Source organism: Polynucleobacter sp. JS-JIR-II-b4 (assembly GCF_018687815.1).
Taxonomy (GTDB): domain Bacteria; phylum Pseudomonadota; class Gammaproteobacteria; order Burkholderiales; family Burkholderiaceae; genus Polynucleobacter.
In genome coordinates, this window is record NZ_CP061306.1 from 1177934 (window position 1) to 1195496 (window position 17563).

Annotated in this window: 20 protein-coding genes and 2 tRNA genes; 10 read left to right on the forward strand and 12 right to left on the reverse strand. The window is 46.1% G+C overall.

Translation table 11 applies throughout. The features are described from left to right. Nucleotides 1-68: 68 nt before the first annotated feature. On the forward strand, nucleotides 69-662 hold the full coding sequence (locus ICV90_RS05950) for a DUF1080 domain-containing protein (RefSeq protein ID WP_215357021.1): 594 nt from the start codon (nucleotides 69-71) through the stop codon (nucleotides 660-662). Between the two features lies 1 nt (nucleotide 663). Here the strand turns inward: ICV90_RS05950 and ICV90_RS05955 are convergent, their stop codons facing one another. The 5 genes from ICV90_RS05955 to acs form a co-directional block, all read right to left on the reverse strand. Next, nucleotides 664-1014, reverse strand: coding sequence for a helix-turn-helix domain-containing protein (locus tag ICV90_RS05955; RefSeq protein ID WP_072583575.1), 351 nt, complete (start codon nucleotides 1012-1014; stop codon nucleotides 664-666). Beyond that, nucleotides 1011-1367 carry a DUF6516 family protein gene (locus tag ICV90_RS05960; RefSeq protein WP_215319995.1) on the reverse strand — a complete coding sequence of 119 codons (357 nt, stop codon included), beginning with the start codon at nucleotides 1365-1367 and terminating at the stop codon, nucleotides 1011-1013. Before ICV90_RS05960 ends, ICV90_RS05955 begins: the two co-directional genes overlap by 4 nt. 60 nt (nucleotides 1368-1427) lie before the next feature. Then, a complete protein-coding gene (locus ICV90_RS05965) occupies nucleotides 1428-1733 on the reverse strand; it encodes a YciI family protein (RefSeq protein WP_215319997.1) in 306 nt (101 codons plus the stop codon). A gap of 103 nt (nucleotides 1734-1836) precedes the next feature. Beyond that, nucleotides 1837-1927, reverse strand: a tRNA-Ser gene (locus tag ICV90_RS05970). Nucleotides 1928-1984: 57 nt separating this feature from the next. Continuing rightward, the gene (gene acs / locus ICV90_RS05975) at nucleotides 1985-3958 is read right to left on the reverse strand and encodes an acetate--CoA ligase (protein ID WP_215357023.1); all 1974 of its coding nucleotides are present in this window, start codon (nucleotides 3956-3958) and stop codon (nucleotides 1985-1987) included. 187 nt (nucleotides 3959-4145) lie between these two features. On the opposite strand from acs, the gene ICV90_RS05980 reads away from it, so the two are divergent. The 5 genes from ICV90_RS05980 to ICV90_RS06000 are packed head-to-tail and all read left to right on the forward strand — an operon-like array spanning nucleotide 4146 to nucleotide 8312. Next, nucleotides 4146-5669, forward strand: coding sequence for a fumarate hydratase (locus ICV90_RS05980; RefSeq protein ID WP_215357025.1), 1524 nt, complete (start codon nucleotides 4146-4148; stop codon nucleotides 5667-5669). 39 nt (nucleotides 5670-5708) lie between these two features. Next, nucleotides 5709-6515 carry a glutamate racemase gene (gene murI, locus ICV90_RS05985; RefSeq protein WP_215357027.1) on the forward strand — a complete coding sequence of 269 codons (807 nt, stop codon included), beginning with the start codon at nucleotides 5709-5711 and terminating at the stop codon, nucleotides 6513-6515. Beyond that, complete coding sequence (locus tag ICV90_RS05990; RefSeq protein ID WP_215357028.1) at nucleotides 6512-7198, forward strand: energy transducer TonB; 687 nt, start codon at nucleotides 6512-6514, stop codon at nucleotides 7196-7198. The genes murI and ICV90_RS05990 overlap by 4 nt, the downstream gene beginning before the upstream one ends. A 5-nt stretch (nucleotides 7199-7203) precedes the next feature. Beyond that, entirely contained in the window at nucleotides 7204-7896 is a 693-nt protein-coding gene (locus ICV90_RS05995) for a MotA/TolQ/ExbB proton channel family protein (RefSeq protein ID WP_215357030.1), read from the forward strand. 2 nt (nucleotides 7897-7898) lie between these two features. Continuing rightward, nucleotides 7899-8312: a biopolymer transporter ExbD gene (locus tag ICV90_RS06000; protein ID WP_215357032.1), complete on the forward strand. Its 414-nt coding sequence runs from the start codon at nucleotides 7899-7901 to the stop codon at nucleotides 8310-8312. A gap of 3 nt (nucleotides 8313-8315) precedes the next feature. On the opposite strand, the gene ICV90_RS06005 is transcribed toward ICV90_RS06000, so the two are convergent. Continuing rightward, nucleotides 8316-8780, reverse strand: a complete 465-nt coding sequence (locus ICV90_RS06005; RefSeq protein WP_251367699.1) for a hypothetical protein — start codon at nucleotides 8778-8780, stop codon at nucleotides 8316-8318. A gap of 20 nt (nucleotides 8781-8800) precedes the next feature. Beyond that, nucleotides 8801-8889 (reverse strand) — tRNA-Leu (locus ICV90_RS06010). 135 nt (nucleotides 8890-9024) lie between these two features. Between ICV90_RS06010 and ICV90_RS06015 the strand changes: the two genes are divergently transcribed. From ICV90_RS06015 to purU, 4 genes are all read left to right on the forward strand, one after another. Continuing rightward, nucleotides 9025-11484, forward strand: a complete 2460-nt coding sequence (locus ICV90_RS06015) for a penicillin acylase family protein (RefSeq protein WP_215357034.1) — start codon at nucleotides 9025-9027, stop codon at nucleotides 11482-11484. A gap of 84 nt (nucleotides 11485-11568) precedes the next feature. Beyond that, complete coding sequence (locus ICV90_RS06020; RefSeq protein ID WP_215357036.1) at nucleotides 11569-11973, forward strand: surface-adhesin E family protein; 405 nt, start codon at nucleotides 11569-11571, stop codon at nucleotides 11971-11973. Between the two features lie 61 nt (nucleotides 11974-12034). Then, nucleotides 12035-12334, forward strand: coding sequence for a hypothetical protein (locus tag ICV90_RS06025; RefSeq protein ID WP_215357038.1), 300 nt, complete (start codon nucleotides 12035-12037; stop codon nucleotides 12332-12334). Nucleotides 12335-12409: 75 nt separating this feature from the next. Next, nucleotides 12410-13264 (forward strand): formyltetrahydrofolate deformylase, encoded by an 855-nt coding sequence (gene purU / locus ICV90_RS06030; RefSeq protein WP_215357040.1) that lies wholly within the window; start codon nucleotides 12410-12412, stop codon nucleotides 13262-13264. Nucleotides 13265-13281: 17 nt separating this feature from the next. On the opposite strand, the gene soxA is transcribed toward purU, so the two are convergent. The 5 genes from soxA to ICV90_RS06055 are packed head-to-tail and all read right to left on the reverse strand — an operon-like array spanning nucleotide 13282 to nucleotide 17559. After that, entirely contained in the window at nucleotides 13282-14001 is a 720-nt protein-coding gene (soxA, locus tag ICV90_RS06035; RefSeq protein ID WP_215357042.1) for a sulfur oxidation c-type cytochrome SoxA, read from the reverse strand. 59 nt (nucleotides 14002-14060) lie between these two features. After that, the gene (locus tag ICV90_RS06040) at nucleotides 14061-14390 is read right to left on the reverse strand and encodes a thiosulfate oxidation carrier complex protein SoxZ (RefSeq protein WP_215357044.1); all 330 of its coding nucleotides are present in this window, start codon (nucleotides 14388-14390) and stop codon (nucleotides 14061-14063) included. Then, on the reverse strand, nucleotides 14387-14863 hold the full coding sequence (locus tag ICV90_RS06045; protein ID WP_215357046.1) for a SoxY-related AACIE arm protein: 477 nt from the start codon (nucleotides 14861-14863) through the stop codon (nucleotides 14387-14389). Before ICV90_RS06045 ends, ICV90_RS06040 begins: the two co-directional genes overlap by 4 nt. 11 nt (nucleotides 14864-14874) lie before the next feature. Continuing rightward, nucleotides 14875-15315 (reverse strand): sulfur oxidation c-type cytochrome SoxX, encoded by a 441-nt coding sequence (gene soxX, locus ICV90_RS06050; RefSeq protein ID WP_215357048.1) that lies wholly within the window; start codon nucleotides 15313-15315, stop codon nucleotides 14875-14877. 27 nt (nucleotides 15316-15342) lie between these two features. Further along, a complete protein-coding gene (locus ICV90_RS06055) occupies nucleotides 15343-17559 on the reverse strand; it encodes a xanthine dehydrogenase family protein molybdopterin-binding subunit (protein WP_215357058.1) in 2217 nt (738 codons plus the stop codon). Between the last annotated feature and the right edge of the window lie 4 nt (nucleotides 17560-17563).

Here is a 17563-nt window from a genome sequence, read left to right on the forward strand (position 1 = left end):
TTTATAGGCCAATATCAGTAACAATTAAAATGAACGCAGAATAATAAATATACCCCCTCAGGAGACCCATGAAAACATTCCTCAAAAAACTGGCCTTATCTATTGCGTGCCTTGCCGCCCTATCAATCGGTGGTGTTGCTAACGCCCAAAATGCAGACGGGTTTACTGATCTGATTGATGGCGTGAGTTTGAGTGGGTGGAACATTATTGGAAGTGCCAACTGGGTCATTGGTAACGGCATTGTCGAAGGCAATAAGCCCAATGGTTTTTTAGTCAGCACTAAGACCTACAAAAACTTTGTCATCAAGGCTGAGTTTTATGCTGAGTCTAATACGAATAGCGGTATTTTCATTCGCTGCCAAGACCCTAACAAGGTGAGTCAATCCACTTGTTATGAAATCAATATTTGGGATACCCGCCCTGAACAAGCGTACGCAACCGGCGCAATTGTGGATGTTGCTAAAGTTGACCCGGTACCTAAGGCCGGTGGACGCTGGAACACCATGGAGATTGTTGCAAATGGCTCCAACTTTAAGGTCTTGATGAATGGTGTAGTCACGGTAGCTAATGGCCAAGATAGCAAATATTCTGAAGGCCCCATCGCACTGCAATCTGCTGGTGGCGTCATTAAATTTAGAAAGCTACAGATAAAGCCGCTTTAAATTATTGAATACTGATTTCGTAGCGATCGCCACATGCCACGGGCCTCAGGGCCTTGGCCTCTTGGAGCATTTTGACTAAGCCGTAATGAGACATTGTTTTTAGCGTGCGTGATAAGTTCCCCTGCTTTCTTCCGGTAAGCTCTGCCAACTCAGAAATCGATACAGGCTTAGTTGCTCTAATGACATGTAAAAGAGCCCTGTTTTCGTCGCTCAATACCTGCGCCAGTGAACGCATCGAGGTAAACCATATCTTCGGATCAGATGCTTTTGGTTTTAGATCGCCTTTAGCAATGGCCAAGACGCGTGCCCTAATATCTTTTTGTGATGCAATCCCTATTTTGATGACTTTCATATATCTTTATCTACCTTTAAGACTTTATCAACATCGACAAAAAAATCACTTAGGAGTTGGTGCGCATCCCTAAACTCATAGACAACGCCTGGGTCACTTGAACTACGATGCCTGTGATCGAATGCCAATTTTCTACCTGAATAGCCTGCTCTAAGCCTTACCGCATGAGCATTGTCATAACCCAAAATTCGCAAGCCTTTGGGGTTGTGTAAGGTTAATGAATAGCGCACCCCGTGCGGTACTGCCTCGCTAACAGCTACCTCCCAAGCCTCAATCTTTACCCAGTAACCATCGCCTTGATCAATGACCTCTTGGTGCAGATCTAAAAGAGTGATAACTCCACGATTTCCCATCACTCATGATATATCACCAGATGATATACCAAAAGTAACAGCCCCGCTTAAATTATGGGTTTATTTTGCTGGCGGAAAGCCTGCTTTTTGCTCCCACATATTATTAAATACATGGATGATTGGCTTTTCATAAACACCCGCCTTGGTATAGGGCTCATCCTTTAACCAAGCTTCCACATCTGCCCTGCTAGGAAAGTCGATTGCGAGCAAGCTACCAACTGTAGTCTTACCGTCATCAGAAGTCATCGGTCCAGCAAAAGCCATGCGGTCAGAAAGTTGCGCCAAGTAAGCGCGATGCTCTGGTCGGATTTGCACTCGCAAGTCAGCAGTACCAGGCTTATCCATCAACAAAATTGCATAGATCATGTTTTCTCCATCTTTTAATTGGTTTTATTTTTGAATCTCAATTAGGAAGATATTACGGTAAGTTCCAAAGAAAAAACCACCCGAAGGTGGTTTTCTTGATGCTTGGCGGAAGAGGCGGGATTCGAACCCGCGGTAGGCTATTAACCTACGCACGCTTTCCAGGCGTGTGACTTAAACCGCTCATCCACCCTTCCGGAACCGATGATTATACGATTCCCGAAGGGGTTTGGTCTAAATCATGATTTAGCTTATTACAGAGACTCTTTGAGCTGGTCCAAGATATGTGGATTTTCCAGGGTTGAGGTGTCTTGAGTCACTTCTTCCCCTTTAGCGATTACACGCAAGAGACGGCGCATGATCTTACCGGAACGGGTCTTAGGCAAGTTATCACCGAAACGAACATCTTTAGGCTTAGCGATCGGACCGATCTCCTTACCTACCCAGTTACGTAACTCAGTAGCAAGTTTCTTGGCCTCATCACCAGTTGGGCGACCACCCTTCAGAACGACGAAGACGCAAATGGCTTCACCAGTCAGCTCGTCAGGACGACCCACAACTGCTGCTTCAGCAACCAATGGGTTAGCCACTAAGCAAGATTCAATCTCCATGGTTCCCATGCGGTGACCAGAAACGTTCAATACGTCATCGATACGACCAGTAATGGTGAAGTAGCCAGTATCTTTATTACGAATTGCGCCGTCACCAGCAAGATACAAGGTGCCACCCAACTCTTCTGGGAAATAAGACTTCACGAAACGATCTGCATCATTCCAAATCGTACGAATCATGGAAGGCCATGGACGCTTCACAACCAGAATACCGCCTTGACCATTAGGAACGTCTACACCAGCCTCATCCACAATCGCCGCCTGAATACCTGGCAATGGCAATGTGCATGAACCTGGAATCATTGGGGTTGCGCCTGGCAATGGTGAAATCATGTGACCACCAGTTTCTGTTTGCCAGAACGTATCTGCGATTGGGCACTTTGAATTACCAACATGCTCGTAGTACCACATCCATGCTTCAGGATTGATTGGCTCACCAACAGAACCCAAGAGACGCAGTGATGATAAATCGTAGCTCTTTGGATGCACTGCTTCGTCATTGCTTGATGCTTTGATCAATGAACGAATTGCAGTCGGTGCAGTGTAGAAAATGGAGGCTTTGTGTTTTTGGATCATGTCCCAGAAACGGCCAGCATTTGGATAGGTTGGCACGCCTTCAAATACGATCTCAGTGGCGCCAACTGCGAGTGGGCCATAAGTAATATAAGAGTGACCCGTTACCCAACCAATGTCGGCAGTACACCAGAACACGTCATTAGGCTTGATGTCGAAAGTCCACTTCATTGTGAGAATGGCCCACAAAAGGTAGCCACCTGTTGAGTGCTGTACACCCTTTGGCTTACCGGTTGAACCAGATGTGTACAAAATGAACAATGGATGTTCAGCGCTTACCCACTCTGGCTCACAAGTTGTCGCTTCATTGGCTACGATCTCTTGCATCCAAACGTCACGCCCTGCTTGCATCGTGATATCAGTACCAGTACGCTTGCTCACGATGACATGCTTAACTTTAGGGCATTCGCCTGTGGAAAGCGCTTCGTCACAAATTGCTTTGAGTGGCAATGCTTTGCCACCGCGGAACTGGCCATCAGCAGTAATCACTGCAACCGCACCCACGTCCATAATGCGGTCACGCAACGCTTGGGCAGAGAAACCACCAAACACTACAGAATGAATTGCGCCAATACGCGCACATGCCTGCATAGCAACAATGCCTTCAATCGTCATTGCCATGTAAATGATGACGCTGTCGCCAGACTTAACGCCCATCTTGCGCAATGCGTTTGCCATTTTGCAAACACGCTCGAGCATCTCTTTGTAAGTTACTTTAGTAACTGTGCCGTCATCTGCTTCAAAAATAATGGCTGTCTTATCACCTAAGCCAGCTTCAACTTGGCGATCCAAACAGTTGTATGAAGCATTAGTGGTGCCATCTTCAAACCATTTGTAGAAAGGCGCCTTGGATTCATCTAAAACCTTGGTAAAGGGCTTTTTCCAATAGAGGTTCTCTTTTGCAAGACGACCCCAAAAACCATCGTAATCTGAATTGGCTTCAGCACAGAGCTTGTTATAAGCCTCCATACCTGGAATTGCCGCACCCTTTACAAAGTCTGCAGGTGGGTTAAAAACGCGGTTTTCTTGCTTTAATGGTTCCATGCTTCACAGCCCTCTATCTAATAATCAATAATCTAAAATCAACAACAAATGCGAGAAAATGTCGCAAAATGGCATATTTAGAGTCTCAAGACCTTAGAAGATAAGTGAAAACACTTGGGATTTGCTCTATGGCAAACCCTTAAAATAGGGCAAACCTTACTAATAATGTGGAAATAAGCAGATAACCATGACCAATATCAAACAAAACGACCTGATTCAAAGCGTTGCGGACGCATTTCAATTCATTTCCTACTACCATCCCAAGGACTTTATTACCGCCATGGGCAAGGCTTATGAATTGGAACAAGGTCATGGTGCCAAAGATGCGATTGCCCAAATTTTGACCAACAGCCGTATGTGCGCCGAAGGTCACAGGCCAATGTGCCAAGACACCGGGATTGCTGTGGTCTTTCTCAAAATCGGCATGAATGTTCAATGGCCTGATGCGACCATGAGCGTCACCGATATGGTGAATGAAGGCGTGCGTCGCGCGTACCTCAACCCTGACAATATGTTGCGCGCTTCTGTGTTGACAGATCCGGCAGGTAAACGCAAAAATACTGGGGATAACACTCCTGCTGTCATCCACTATGAAATCGTCCCGGGTGATGATGTTGAAGTGATTTGTGCGGCTAAAGGTGGTGGCTCAGAAAACAAAGCCAAGATGGTCATGCTCAACCCTTCCGATTCCATTGTGGATTGGGTTTTAAAGACCGTTCCTACGATGGGCGCAGGTTGGTGCCCTCCAGGCATCCTCGGCATTGGTATTGGCGGCACACCAGAAAAAGCGATGCTCATGGCTAAAGAAGCCTTAATGGGTCCCGTTGATATTCAAGAACTCATTGAGCGAGGACCTAAAAATCGCGTTGATGAACTACGTCTCGAGCTCTATGAAAAAGTAAACAAACTCGGCATCGGCGCTCAAGGCCTAGGTGGTTTAGCCACTGTGCTCGACATCAAAATCTTGGATTACCCAACGCATGCTGCTTCATTACCAGTAGCCATGATTCCGAATTGCGCAGCGACTCGTCACATTCATTTCCATTTGCATGGAGATGGCCCTGCAAAACTCGAAGCTCCTTCACTCTCAGACTGGCCAGATGTAACTTGGACGCCCGATGTTCAAAAATCCAAGCGCGTAAATTTAGACACCCTCACTGCTGAAGAAGTGGCTGGTTGGAAGCTAGGTGAAACACTATTGCTGAACGGCAAGATTTTGACTGGTCGTGATGCCGCTCATAAGCGCATTCAAGACATGCTCGCTAAAGGCGAAGAGTTGCCAGTAAGCTTTAAAAATCGCGTGATCTATTACGTTGGCCCAGTTGATCCAGTACGTGATGAGGCAGTTGGCCCAGCAGGCCCTACTACTGCAACTCGTATGGATAAATTTACTGAGATGATGCTTGCCAAAACTGGCTTGATCTCGATGATTGGTAAAGCTGAGCGCGGACCAGAGGCGATTGAAGCCATCAAGAAACATAAGTCAGCTTACTTAATGGCTGTTGGCGGCGCTGCATACTTGGTATCTAAAGCCATTCAAACTTCTAAAGTAGTTGGCTTTGCCGATTTAGGCATGGAAGCCATTTATGAGTTTGATGTCAAAGACATGCCAGTCACTGTTGCGGTAAATTCAGAAGGCATCTCGATGCACAATGAAGGTCCACGTGAATGGCAAGCGAAGATTGCTGGTATTCCAGTGAAGATTGCTTAACACCCTAACAACTTCATTACAGAGTAAGCATAGTCCACATTGGCACTCATCGGGGTTTTTGATTCTGGCGTTGGAGGCTTGTCCGTATTGGATGAGGCTCTGCGTCAGCTGCCCCAGCATGACTATATTTATCTTGCCGATTCAGCCAACGCGCCTTACGGCGAAAAATCAAGTGACTGGATTGCAAGGCGCAGCCTCGTCCTTTGCAACTATCTAGCCAGCAAAGGATGTAACGCCATCGTAGTTGCCTGCAACACCGCAACTGCTGAAGCGATTAAACAAATTCGGGAGTCAATTTCTGTTCCGATCATTGGGGTTGAGCCGGGCATTAAGCCAGCAGCCATGCAATCGCAAAATAATATTGTAGGCGTCCTCGCTACTGAGGCGACTCTCAAGAGCGATAAGTTCAACGCTTTATTAAATACCCTACCAGTTGATTGTCAGTTCATCAAACAAGCTGGCGCAGGATTGGTACCGTTGATAGAGTCTGGTAAAGCGGATAACGAAGAAACCTTAGAGTTGCTAGCAAAACATCTTGAGCCCATTCAGGATGCCGGCGCCGATACCTTGGTGCTAGGCTGCACGCATTACCCCTTCTTGAGAAAAGCCATTCGTAAACTGCTAGGCGAATCTATTACGCTGATTGATACCAGTGATGCTGTGGTTAGGCAGCTCAAAAGACAACTTGAGAATCTTAAAGTTACAAGCTCTAGTAATGAACATGGAGCAATACTATTCCTGAGCAGCAAGAATGAAGAGTCACTATTGCTCATGGCGCAAGATTTAATGTCTGCCGATTTAACTTCGCATGCTGTTGAAGCGCGCATCTTGGGTGAAATAAGATGAGCGCCTTTCTGAAAAAGATAGACGATTTTCTACCGTTCAATAAATCTGAACGCATCATTATTGGCATCGTAGTGCTACTACATGCGCTTCCTGCGCTCGAGTTTTTGCACTTTAGTCAGCGACCGCCTCAAATGGATGATGAGCGCGTCATGGCCAATTTGGTTAGTCCAGAAGCTTCTAAAACCCAGCAACCTCCTGCTGCTACCCCGCCCAAACCAAAAGAAGAAAAGAAAGCAGTTCAGGAGAAACCCAAAGAAAAGCCCGTAGAAAAGCCTAGCCCTACCCAGGCACCACAACAAACACAGCAAAACCAGGCTCAAAGCAAATCTGACGCCCAACAACAAAATGCATCTGTAGCCCCTGCTACTAGTGGGGGTGCTAGCGGTACACCTATTCAGACTGACATTGGTAAACTGGTTGTGGTTTATCAACCTGATGCAGATGCCTATTACCCATCATTCTCAAAGCGTTCTGGGGAACAAGGTGCAGTGGTAGTGCGCTTAATTATTGATGAAAGTGGCAACGTAGAAGATGTAGCATTACTTCAATCGAGCACCTTCCCTAGACTAGATCGCGCTGCAACCGATATCGGCAAACGTTATCGCTTTAAACCTTTTTTAGTAAATGGTTCACCCCAAAGAATTTCCACCAATCTTTTAATCAAATTTAACCTCAAGAATTAATCAATATGAATACACCATTTGGCATAGCAAATCTCTGGCTTGAAGGCGATGCGATTACTCGATTTGTAGCAATTGCCCTGCTCATCTGCTCTATTGTGACTTGGGTCATTTTGCTCACTCGACTTTGGGATTTACGTAATCTACGCAAACTCAAACCTGAACTTGAGCAATTCTGGCGTGCCACTTCATTTGATCAAGGCTTACAAGCATTTAGCAATCATGCCGTCAATCCTTACTATCAAATTGCCAAGTCTGCGACTAAAGCATCTGCGCATCATCAAAGTCAATCGACCAACCACCGTGAATTACTGCAAACACTGAACTACTCTGAGTGGATGGCAAGAAGCCTTAAAAATAGCGTTGACAGCATTGCAGCGGGATTGCAGAAGGGCTTAACCTTCTTAGGATCTACAGGCGCTATCGCTCCATTTATTGGTTTGTTTGGCACCGTCTGGGGTATCTATCACGCCCTGATCGCGATCAGTAGCTCTGGAAGTGCTCAACTGGATCAAGTGGCTGGCCCCATTGGCGAGGCACTCATCATGACCGCCCTTGGCTTGGCTGTAGCGATTCCTGCGGTTCTTGCCTTTAACGCCATTAATCGCGCCAATAAATTGTTTGTAGCTGACCTTAATCGCTTTGGCAATGATCTATTAGCCTACTTTGTTACTGGTGCCCGCGTTAATTCCGGAGAATAGTCATGTCTTTTCATATACAAGACGACCAAAACGACGACAACATTATGTCGGAAATCAACATGACACCGATGGTGGATGTCATGTTGGTGCTATTGATTATTTTCATCATCACACTGCCCGTCATTCAACAAGCAGTGAAGATTGAGCTTCCAAAGGCCAATAGCGTTCGCAATGAAGTAAAGCCAGAGTCAGTTCAACTCTCGATTGATGCTAATGGTCAGATCTTCTGGAATAGCACCCCGATTGATTTGAAGACCTTCGATGGCTATGCAGAAAAAGCTGCCCAGAAAGAGCCTCAACCAGAGATTAATCTGCGCGCTGATAAATCCGTGAAGTATGAATATGTTGCGCAGGTCTTGGCTGCATCGCGCCGCGCTGGCTTAACTAAGCTTGGGTTTGTGACAGAGCCAAACTAAGCTTTACTTAGTCCTGTATGGCGCTTTCGAGGGAAAACAAGTTTCTTCACTAGTGTGCGTGCCGTTTCCAATAGTTGCGCCCAAGATACCACCCTGTATTTTCTCGACCTTCCTGAACTTGCCAGTTACTGGGTCAAGGGTAATGTTGGTGATGACATTACCTGCAGGATAAGAAACCCCCATAATTTCTTCAGGCTGAAAATTTGCCTCTATCAATATCAAAATATTGGGTCGCGCCAAGGTGATGCTCTTGACGACTTGTGCTCCATACATATCTGACTGATCTAGGTCGCGATCATCTAAAAAGATCTTGGCCTTTTGGGCGCCCGAAGCAAGAGTCATTTTCATCTCATACTCTTCGGTGTAGCCTTTTTCTGTGCGCTTGCAATTAAATTCCAGAACGTCTACGCCCCATGCGAGAGATGAAAAGATCAAGCTTGAGCAAATGAGAAGTTTGGGTAAATTCATAAACGAGGTAGAAGTGTCTTTGGTGCCCGAGGCCGGAATCGAACCGGCACGACTTTTTTGAGTCGGCAGATTTTAAATCTGCTGTGTCTACCGATTTCACCACTCGGGCTCGCATCAACAATAAAGCCGTGCTAAATAAATCAAGACAAGCGAAATTTTAGCACGCAAGCCCCATATAGGGCCCTGGAGCCCTATATGCCCCGCCACCCAAGGGTAAGATGAATAAAACATCTAGAATATATCCATGAATTTACCGGCAAAATCATCGGGGCTTAGGAAACTTGTACGGGCTGGCCTATGGCTAATAGGACCCTGCCTCATCATTGGTTTAGCAGTCACTCTTGCCTATTTATATTCTGCCCAATCCAATATCTCCGGCAAACGCGCAATTAAAAGTCTGGGTGATTCTGTTGCCATTACCTTTGATGCGTCTGACATTCCGCATATCAATGCAAAAAGCCAAGCAGATGCCTACTTTGCTTTAGGCTACCTACATGCTAGTGAACGCTCCTGGCAAATGGAAATGAATCGACGCATTGCGAGCGGTCGACTTTCAGAAATCTTGGGTAATGACACCGTAAAAATTGATCGCTTTGTACGCACCCTCGGCATTAAGCGTGCAGCTGAACGCCAATTCGATCGTTATCCTGTTTCTGCCAAGCGTCTACTACAAGCCTATGCCGATGGCGTCAATGCTGGTAATGCGCAATTGGGTTGGGCGCTCCCAGTTGAGTATTTCCTAACAGGTTCAAAACCAGGTCATTGGTCACCAACAGATAGCGTCGCCTGGATGCTCATGATGGCGTATGACTTAGGTGGAAATTGGCAGAAAGAATTACAAAGGCTTGAGTTATCCCAATACCTCACAACCAAACAAGTTTGGGAGGTGGTGCCGCCATATGAGGCAGATGAACCCGTCAGCAATGTAGATTTTTCTAAGTTGTATAGACAGTTGAGTGTTTTTCACACCTCTCCCGGTCCAGCAGAAAGCAAGCCTCAGAATTTGCCTGCAACCGAGTTGAGCCAGTTAGATCAAATGGGAGCAAGGGATGGTATCGGCTCGAATAACTGGGCTTTGAGTGGCAAGCTAAGCACTTCTGGCAAGCCATTATTAGCTAACGACCCCCATCTAGGGCTGTCTGCTCCTGCTGTCTGGTACTTTGCTCATCTAGAGGCCCCCGGTTTAAATGTAATCGGCGGAACCCTTCCCGGAATACCTGCAGTAGTTTTGGGTAGAACAGATAAGTTTGCATGGAGCTTTACCAATACCGGGCCTGATGTTCAAGATTTATACATTGAGCAAATTGACTTGAAGAATCCGGGCATGTATCGGGGTCCTGATGGACCACTTCCATTCAAAGTACATCAAGAGATTATTGATATCAAGGGATCTCCATCGCTGACTTTCTTAGTAAAAGAAACTCGACATGGTCCTGTCATCTCTGATTCCTATGCAAAAGCCAAGCGTACGATTGATACGGATCGCTTTGCTCTTGCTTTCCGCTGGACGGCGCTCGATATTGAAAACCAATCTGTTGCTGGATTATTGGATATGAATCGCGCAGCCGATCTAGATCAATTCAAGCAAGCACTAAGAAAAAATTACGCTCCGATGCAAAACGTGGTCATGGCGGATATCGAAGGTAATATTGCCTATCAAGCAGCGGGAATGGCTCCCAAAAGAATTCTGCACCATGGTCTTTATGGTGTAGCGCCAGCGCCTGGCTGGGAACGGCAGTATGACTGGAACGGCTATGTGCCTTTTGAACAGCTTCCTGCCAGCAATAACCCAGAGCAAGACTGGATAGCAACAGCCAATCAAAAAATTATCGCAGCCAATGATCCCAATCCTTTAACGGGTGATTGGGACTTGCCAACACGTTATAACCGTATTGTTGATCTCATTAAATCTAAAAATATTCACTCCGCTGATGATATGAAAACTATGCAGGGCGATACCCTATCGCTTGGGGCAACACCATTATTAGAATTATTCAAAACCAGCCAGAGCCCCCATCCATTGAGCGCGCAAGCAATGGAAATTGGCAGAAGTTTTGATGGTGATATGAAAAAAAATAGCGCAGGCGCACTGATTTTTAATGCCTGGGCAGACCAGTTAACACGCAATCTTTTCTCCAGATTAAGTTATCTATTTACCGAAACTTATGGTTCGCGCAATTACCGGGCACCACTCATTAATCAAATCAAGAATCCCAATAGCCCCTGGTGTGACGATCCTAAAACGCAGCAGGTTGAATCTTGCCAGGACTCTTCCAACAATGCACTTGGTAAAGCTTTGGAATATTTAAATAAGGAATATGGTGACGACCCCAAATCTTGGGTTTGGGGCAAAGCGCACATTGCCATCTCCGAGCATCGTCCATTTAGCAAGGTGCCTTTACTGGGCGAACTATTTAATATCAGAACCCCCTTCGCTGGAGATAGCTTTTCTATCAACGTGGGGCGACTTGAGCTGATGCAGTCCGAGAATCCCTATGAAACACTACAGGCGCCAAGCTTACGGACAATCTATGATTTAGCGGATCTGGAGAAATCACTCTTTGTTTATCAGACAGGCCAATCTGGATGGGTACAAAGCAAGCTATATCGCAATATGAACTCGTTGTGGGCGAACAATGAATACCTTCCCTTGCAGATGAAACCCGAAAAGTCTAGTCGCCAGTTGGAATTAACCAATAAGTAAACCATTACTACAATGGCACATGGTGGCATAGGCGCTTAAAATAGCATGTATATCTCAAAAGCAATTAATAAGGACTGAATTCTCATGAAATCCATCACAACCCTACTCGCAATTTCAGCCACATTATTGACAAGTGGAAATGTCATGGCTGCCTGGCAAGAAATTGGTACGGTCGATTCATTCACTGTTTTTGTAGATCCAGCAACAATTCAAAAACAGGATGACAAAACTCAAATTTTGTCGATGCTAGATTTTAAAAAGCCAGGTCAAAATCCACAAACCAAAGAAATTGTAAATTCGATTATTGGTCTTAATGAATTTGATTGCAGCACCGCCAAATATCGCCCAATTGAATTTAAAGCATTTGCTGGCAATGGCGGCAAAGGTAAGGTGGTTGAGGAGCAGAAAACTCCAGATAGCCCTTTTGAGGCTATTGAAAACAAAACATGGGCTGCAGGCGTGTTCAATGTTGCCTGTCGCAGCAAATAATTTTTCCTATTTGCGATTCACCCTTTTTCGCTGGCTTGGCTTAAGTTGCCTAATAGGATTATTGAGTGCTTGCGTCGCACCATTAGCAACCCTTAGTAGCTCTGGTACAGCAGCTGCCAGTACTATTGGAACCGCTGCTGTAGCAAACCCTGGCACAGCAGTAAGCCTTGCATCTTCTGCGGCGACAGGTAAATCTCCCTTAGAGCATATGGCATCTGCCGCCACCAAAAAAGAGTGCAGCTTCTTTAATGTGATTGACTCAAAACCTATCTGTATTGAGGTTGTTCTACCCACCGTTACGGATAAAAGTGAGCCCTTATTGGGGCCTGGAGATACGACTAAGAGTTCTGCCAAGCAATAACTCGGGCACTTAGCCCCAAGCAGGGGGATAAGCGACTAAAATTAGTGCTTATAAGCAATCTACTAACGAATTAATATGGCCACTGAAAACTATTACCTTACTCTTACCTGCCCGAATAAACCCGGCATTGTTGCTGCGGTCTCTACTTATATATTTGAACTAGGCGGTGACATTGAAGAAGCTCAACAGTTTGATGATAAAGCGTCAAAGCGCTTTTTTATGCGCGTCAGCTTTAGCTGTCCTGCGAATGTAGAGTCACTCAGAGCGGGCTTTGTCGAAATTGCAAAGCGTTTTGAGCTCACTTGGGAATTGCGTGCAGTAAAGGATCTTAAACGCGTATTAATCATGGCTTCCAAGTTAGACCATTGCCTGGTTGACCTTCTCTATCGCTGGCGCATTGGTGAGTTACCGATGATTATCTGTGGCATCGTCTCCAACCATCCTCGTGACGTCTATGCCAGCATTGATTTTGCGGATATCCCGTTCTACCACCTACCAGTCACACCTGAAACCAAGCCAGCCCAGGAAGCGAGACTTCTCGAAATCGTTGCAGATTCTAAGGTAGACATGGTGATTTTGGCGCGCTACATGCAAATCTTGTCAGATGATTTATCGACTAAGCTATCTGGCCGCTGCATTAACGTGCACCACTCATTCTTGCCTAGCTTTAAGGGTGCTAAACCATACCATCAAGCGCATGCTCGCGGTATCAAGCTCATCGGTGCAACTGCCCATTTTGTGACTAGTGATCTGGATGAAGGTCCGATCATCGAGCAAGATGTGACTCGCGTTACGCATGGCGATACACCAGAAGACTTGGTGCGTAAGGGTCGAGATTTAGAGCGCGCAGTTCTCTCAAGAGCTTTGCGTTACTACCTACACGATCGCGTCCTCATAAATGGAGCAACTTCAGTAGTCTTTTCTGATTAACTGAAGAAAGACCCTTGCTAAGGCCTCACCCCTGGAGATTCTAGGGGTAGGCCTCTAGCTCGCCACATCAGAAACAGCTCTAACTGCGCCATCTCTGGCGAGCCATATTCAAATTGTTGCGCCCTCACACCGCTCATGCAGTTGCGTAGCCGTCTTTGCAATGAACCCAAGGTTTGCCACTCTAAGCGATAGATGGGATAGGCATTGGGATGTCCTTGAGGTATTGGGCTACCGCCAAGCTTTAGGCCCGCCCTATCCTCGTGACATTGCGCACAAGATAAATTAAGCTGTCCCATACGCTCATTAAATGACTGCCTGCCCTTTTTTAAGAAGGGTGCGTTAGCAGAATTTTCATTCACCGCAATTGGCATGCCCTTGGACTGAAATGCGATGAAGGCAGTTAAGGCTAAGAGATCTTTGCTCTCGTAGAGCAAGGCGGGGGCTGATTGAGTGCCGATTCGACACTGATTGATTTGGCCTTCCAGCGTTTGGAGTTTGCCTTTAATCACCTTAGGATATTGAGTAGCTACACCGCGCATGGATTTTTTTGCATCCCCATGACAAGTGCTACAAGCATTATTTTGTGGACCAAGCTTCTGTTGCCATAAACTTTCACCATCACCAACCCAAAACATTGCTGGATTGAGTGAAGGGTCATCTTGCATTGCCTTGTTCTCGGCAGACATCAACTCATAACTCGACTGCTGCAATGGCGGTACTGCTTTTGGAGCCCCCATGAATATAAGGCTAGCAAGTATTAGATAAATGCCACTCAGAAAAAAAGAAGTTTTCTTTTTCACGAAACAGTAATGTGAGACTGGTTGACTGCCTCATACCCATCATCCCCAGCCCATCTGAACTCGAGGGTTCCGGACTCAACAGCGATAGTGGTGAAGATGATTAAGGGATTAGCCCCTATTCCTGAATAGAAATCCGCTTTAAACACTTCCACAGTGTTGTAGGTGCAGGTAAAGGTACGAATAATATCGCGGGGAATGAGCTTGCCGCCCTCGGTATAGCGAAAACCTGACTCCATATCATGCTGCGCAATAGCGCGAATCTCAATAATGGAATCTTTTTTGGCCGTAGCTGGCATTGTGATGGATGTACGGGAAGTTTTACTCATACCATCTCCGTGCACGCTGAAAGGGTTACCAAAGTTTCGGCGGAGCCTTGCCAAAAACTACCATTACTCATTTGTGCAATAGCCCATACCTTCTGGCTATCAGCCAAACGGACACGCGTCGTAATGTTTGCAGTGCCCGAACGTGGAGTAAGGTAAACAGTAAAGATATTAGGCAAAGGATTGCCCTCGGCAATCACATGTATGGTCTTGACATAATCATTGGCTGTCATCGGACTATCTACACTAACCTTGAGCACGACTAAATTACCATTTTCCACTAGCGGTGGAATAACCAGAGTGACTTTACCCTCCCGAATAGCAGCGCCACCGGTAATTTTTTTAATCGCTTCATCTGCCTCTTCTTTTTTAGCAAGGGCAGCTATCGGATTTAAACAAAAACCCAAGGCCAAAAGCCCAAGACCCTGGACTTGCTTTAGCCATTGCCTGCGATGGTTATGAATGATTTTCTTCATCTCGATTTCAGTTAATTTGTATTATTCAAAGTCACCAAGAAAGCAATAACATCTTCGATCTCTTGTCCGCTTAGTATTGTCTGCCCCGAAAACTTAGGGGCTACACGATTGAGGTGTTTAGTTTCATAATAAGCCGGCATGATCGTTTGTGGATTGAAGTGTGCTGCATTCACAATACGCGCCCTTAGTTGTGGGGCATTTAAGCGAGCCACGCTCATCTTCAGTTCAGGAGCTAAGTTCCCCTGAAAGCGCTCTTCTGGAAACGGGCCGCTGTGACATAGCAAACATAAACCTGTTTGACGACTTGCCACAATCACTCTACCACGCACCGGATTGCCAGCCTCAGAAGAAAGGGATTCGAAAATCGAATCACCCACGATTACTTGAGCGTGCACAGCATTGAGATTGAGGATGACTAGCAATGAAAATGCTAGTGCAATCCTCTTTCTCATCGACACAATGTCACTGTGAACTAACGCTTAAACTAGCTTGATACCGCTGTTTTTCAAAGGCACTGTGCGCAAGCGTTTGCCTGTTGCACGATAAATGGCATTGAGAACAGCTGGTGCAGCTACCGCAATCGTTGGTTCACCTACGCCACCCCACTCTTTACCGCCACCTTGAATGATGATGGTTTCGACTTTTGGCATCTGATAGAGACGAATCGAGTTAAAGGTATCAAAGTTCTTCTGAACAACAGCACCTTTTTCAATCGTGATCTCTTCTTCGAATAAAGCGGATAAGCCATAAACAAAGGAGCCGGAGACCTGACGTGCAATTTGCGCAGGGTTAACTGCATAACCAGGATCGGTAGCGGCAACAATGCGATGAATCTTCACTTCATTGCCGTTAGTTACTGATAACTCGCAAGCTGCTGCTACGTAACTACCAAAGGAGCGCATTTGCGCAATGCCACGGTATACACCTGGTTTAGCTGGCTTAGTCCAGCCAATGCCATCAGCGACTGCATTGAGAACCGCTACAGCACGCGGGAAATTTTCCATATGCTTGCGACGGAACTCTACAGCATCCATACCAGTTGCTTCAGCCAACTCATCCATAAAGGTTTCAATAAAGATCGCATTTTGGTTTACGTTCACACCACGCCAAAATCCGGGTGGTACATGGGTGTTACGCATTGCATGATCGATATTTAAATTTGGGAAGCTATAAGTAATGCCATGCTCACCTGTAGGCTCAACCCCTTGGAATGCCAACGGATCTTTACCTTTGTTCGCAGCGACTACAGCTGGACGCACCGCAGCCAGGATGGATTGACCTGACAAACGCATGTTAATACCAGTGACGTTTTTCTTGTCATCAATCGCTGCAGTCATCTTACACATCATTACGGGATGGTAACGACCCTGGGTCATATCCTCTTCACGGGTCCAAATCAGCTTGATAGGAGTGCCCGGCATTTGCTTAGCAATATTGACCGCTTGTGTTGTGTAATCCTGGAAGGCTCCACGGCGACCAAATCCACCGCCAAGGTTCACCTTGTAGACATTACATTTTTCTGCAGGAAGTCCAGATGCAGCAATTACCGCTGCTAATGAAGCTTCACCGTCTTGGGTTGGAACCCAAGCCTCACAAGAGTCAGCAGTCCACTTCGCAGTCGCCGTTTGCGGCTCCAAAGTGGCGTGATTTAAAAATGGGTAGAAATATGTGGCCTCTAATTTCTTAGATGCGCCAGACATTGCCGCTTTAACATCACCATTAGTGTTGTGAACAAAAGCATCATCTGCATTTAAGCCCTCTTCCAACATCTTCTTAATGGAAGCACTGGAAACATTGCCATTAGTACCGCTATCCCAAACGATATTCACTTGGTCTAAAGCGGTTTTAGCTTGCCAGAAGGTATCTGCTACAACTGCTACCGCTGAGTCACCTACCTGAACTACTTTCTTTACGCCTTTCATGCTTTGCGCTTTAGCCGCGTCGTAGCTCTTTACTTTGCCGCCAAACACTGGAGACTCTTTAATATTCGCCACCAACATACCTGGCATCTTCAAGTCAATTGCATAGACCTGTCGCCCAGTGACCTTGTCGGAAACGCCATCAATACGATTGACAGGCTTACCAATTAATGTCCACTCCCTTGGATCCTTCAATGGCACTTCTTTTGGCACTTCCAACTGTGATGCCGCTACAGATACCTTACCGAAAGTTGTCTTTTTGCCAGACGGAGTATGAGTAATCACGCTATCTTTTGCTACGCATTCAGAAGCGGGAACGCCCCATTGATTTGCCGCAGCCTGAATCAACATCATGCGCGCAGCAGCTCCGCCCTTACGCACATATTGCTCAGAAGTACGAATGCCACGGCTACCGCCAGTGGAATAGCTACCCCATGCCAGCTTACGCTTTAAATTCTCACCAGGTGATGGATAGTCATAAGAGACTTTTTTCCAATCACATTGCAATTCTTCTGCAACCATCTGAGCTAAGCCAGTAATAGTGCCTTGACCCATTTCTGAGCGGACAATACGCACAACAACATCATCATTCGGCTTAACTACAACCCAGATACCAATTTCTGGTGTGGCTAATGGAGTCATGGCAGTAGTGCCAGTACCCATAGCCGCATTTGCAGCAGACATAAAAGAAAGATCGAGGCCAATGGCTAAGCCAGTAGCAATGGCACTAGAGCCAATGACAAAATGGCGGCGGGAAGTATTTGTATTTGTAGTCATGTTT

What these genes read in the sequence shown, in the direction of transcription:
- ICV90_RS05960 (WP_215319995.1), bottom strand. Translation starts at nt 1,367, where the DNA reads ATGGGAAATCGTGGAGTTATCACTCTTTTAGATCTGCACCAAGAGGTC.
- ICV90_RS05980 (WP_215357025.1), top strand. Translation starts at nt 4,146, where the DNA reads ATGACCAATATCAAACAAAACGACCTGATTCAAAGCGTTGCGGACGCA.
- ICV90_RS06040 (WP_215357044.1), bottom strand. Translation starts at nt 14,390, where the DNA reads ATGAGTAAAACTTCCCGTACATCCATCACAATGCCAGCTACGGCCAAA.
- ICV90_RS06045 (WP_215357046.1), bottom strand. Translation starts at nt 14,863, where the DNA reads ATGAAGAAAATCATTCATAACCATCGCAGGCAATGGCTAAAGCAAGTC.
- purU (WP_215357040.1), top strand. Translation starts at nt 12,410, where the DNA reads ATGGCCACTGAAAACTATTACCTTACTCTTACCTGCCCGAATAAACCC.
- ICV90_RS06000 (WP_215357032.1), top strand. Translation starts at nt 7,899, where the DNA reads ATGTCTTTTCATATACAAGACGACCAAAACGACGACAACATTATGTCG.
- acs (WP_215357023.1), bottom strand. Translation starts at nt 3,958, where the DNA reads ATGGAACCATTAAAGCAAGAAAACCGCGTTTTTAACCCACCTGCAGAC.
- ICV90_RS05990 (WP_215357028.1), top strand. Translation starts at nt 6,512, where the DNA reads ATGAGCGCCTTTCTGAAAAAGATAGACGATTTTCTACCGTTCAATAAA.
- ICV90_RS05965 (WP_215319997.1), bottom strand. Translation starts at nt 1,733, where the DNA reads ATGATCTATGCAATTTTGTTGATGGATAAGCCTGGTACTGCTGACTTG.
- ICV90_RS05995 (WP_215357030.1), top strand. Translation starts at nt 7,204, where the DNA reads ATGAATACACCATTTGGCATAGCAAATCTCTGGCTTGAAGGCGATGCG.
- ICV90_RS05950 (WP_215357021.1), top strand. Translation starts at nt 69, where the DNA reads ATGAAAACATTCCTCAAAAAACTGGCCTTATCTATTGCGTGCCTTGCC.
- soxX (WP_215357048.1), bottom strand. Translation starts at nt 15,315, where the DNA reads ATGAGAAAGAGGATTGCACTAGCATTTTCATTGCTAGTCATCCTCAAT.
- ICV90_RS06015 (WP_215357034.1), top strand. Translation starts at nt 9,025, where the DNA reads ATGAATTTACCGGCAAAATCATCGGGGCTTAGGAAACTTGTACGGGCT.
- ICV90_RS06020 (WP_215357036.1), top strand. Translation starts at nt 11,569, where the DNA reads ATGAAATCCATCACAACCCTACTCGCAATTTCAGCCACATTATTGACA.
- ICV90_RS05955 (WP_072583575.1), bottom strand. Translation starts at nt 1,014, where the DNA reads ATGAAAGTCATCAAAATAGGGATTGCATCACAAAAAGATATTAGGGCA.
- ICV90_RS06055 (WP_215357058.1), bottom strand. Translation starts at nt 17,559, where the DNA reads ATGACTACAAATACAAATACTTCCCGCCGCCATTTTGTCATTGGCTCT.
- ICV90_RS06005 (WP_251367699.1), bottom strand. Translation starts at nt 8,780, where the DNA reads ATGAATTTACCCAAACTTCTCATTTGCTCAAGCTTGATCTTTTCATCT.
- soxA (WP_215357042.1), bottom strand. Translation starts at nt 14,001, where the DNA reads ATGGGGGCTCCAAAAGCAGTACCGCCATTGCAGCAGTCGAGTTATGAG.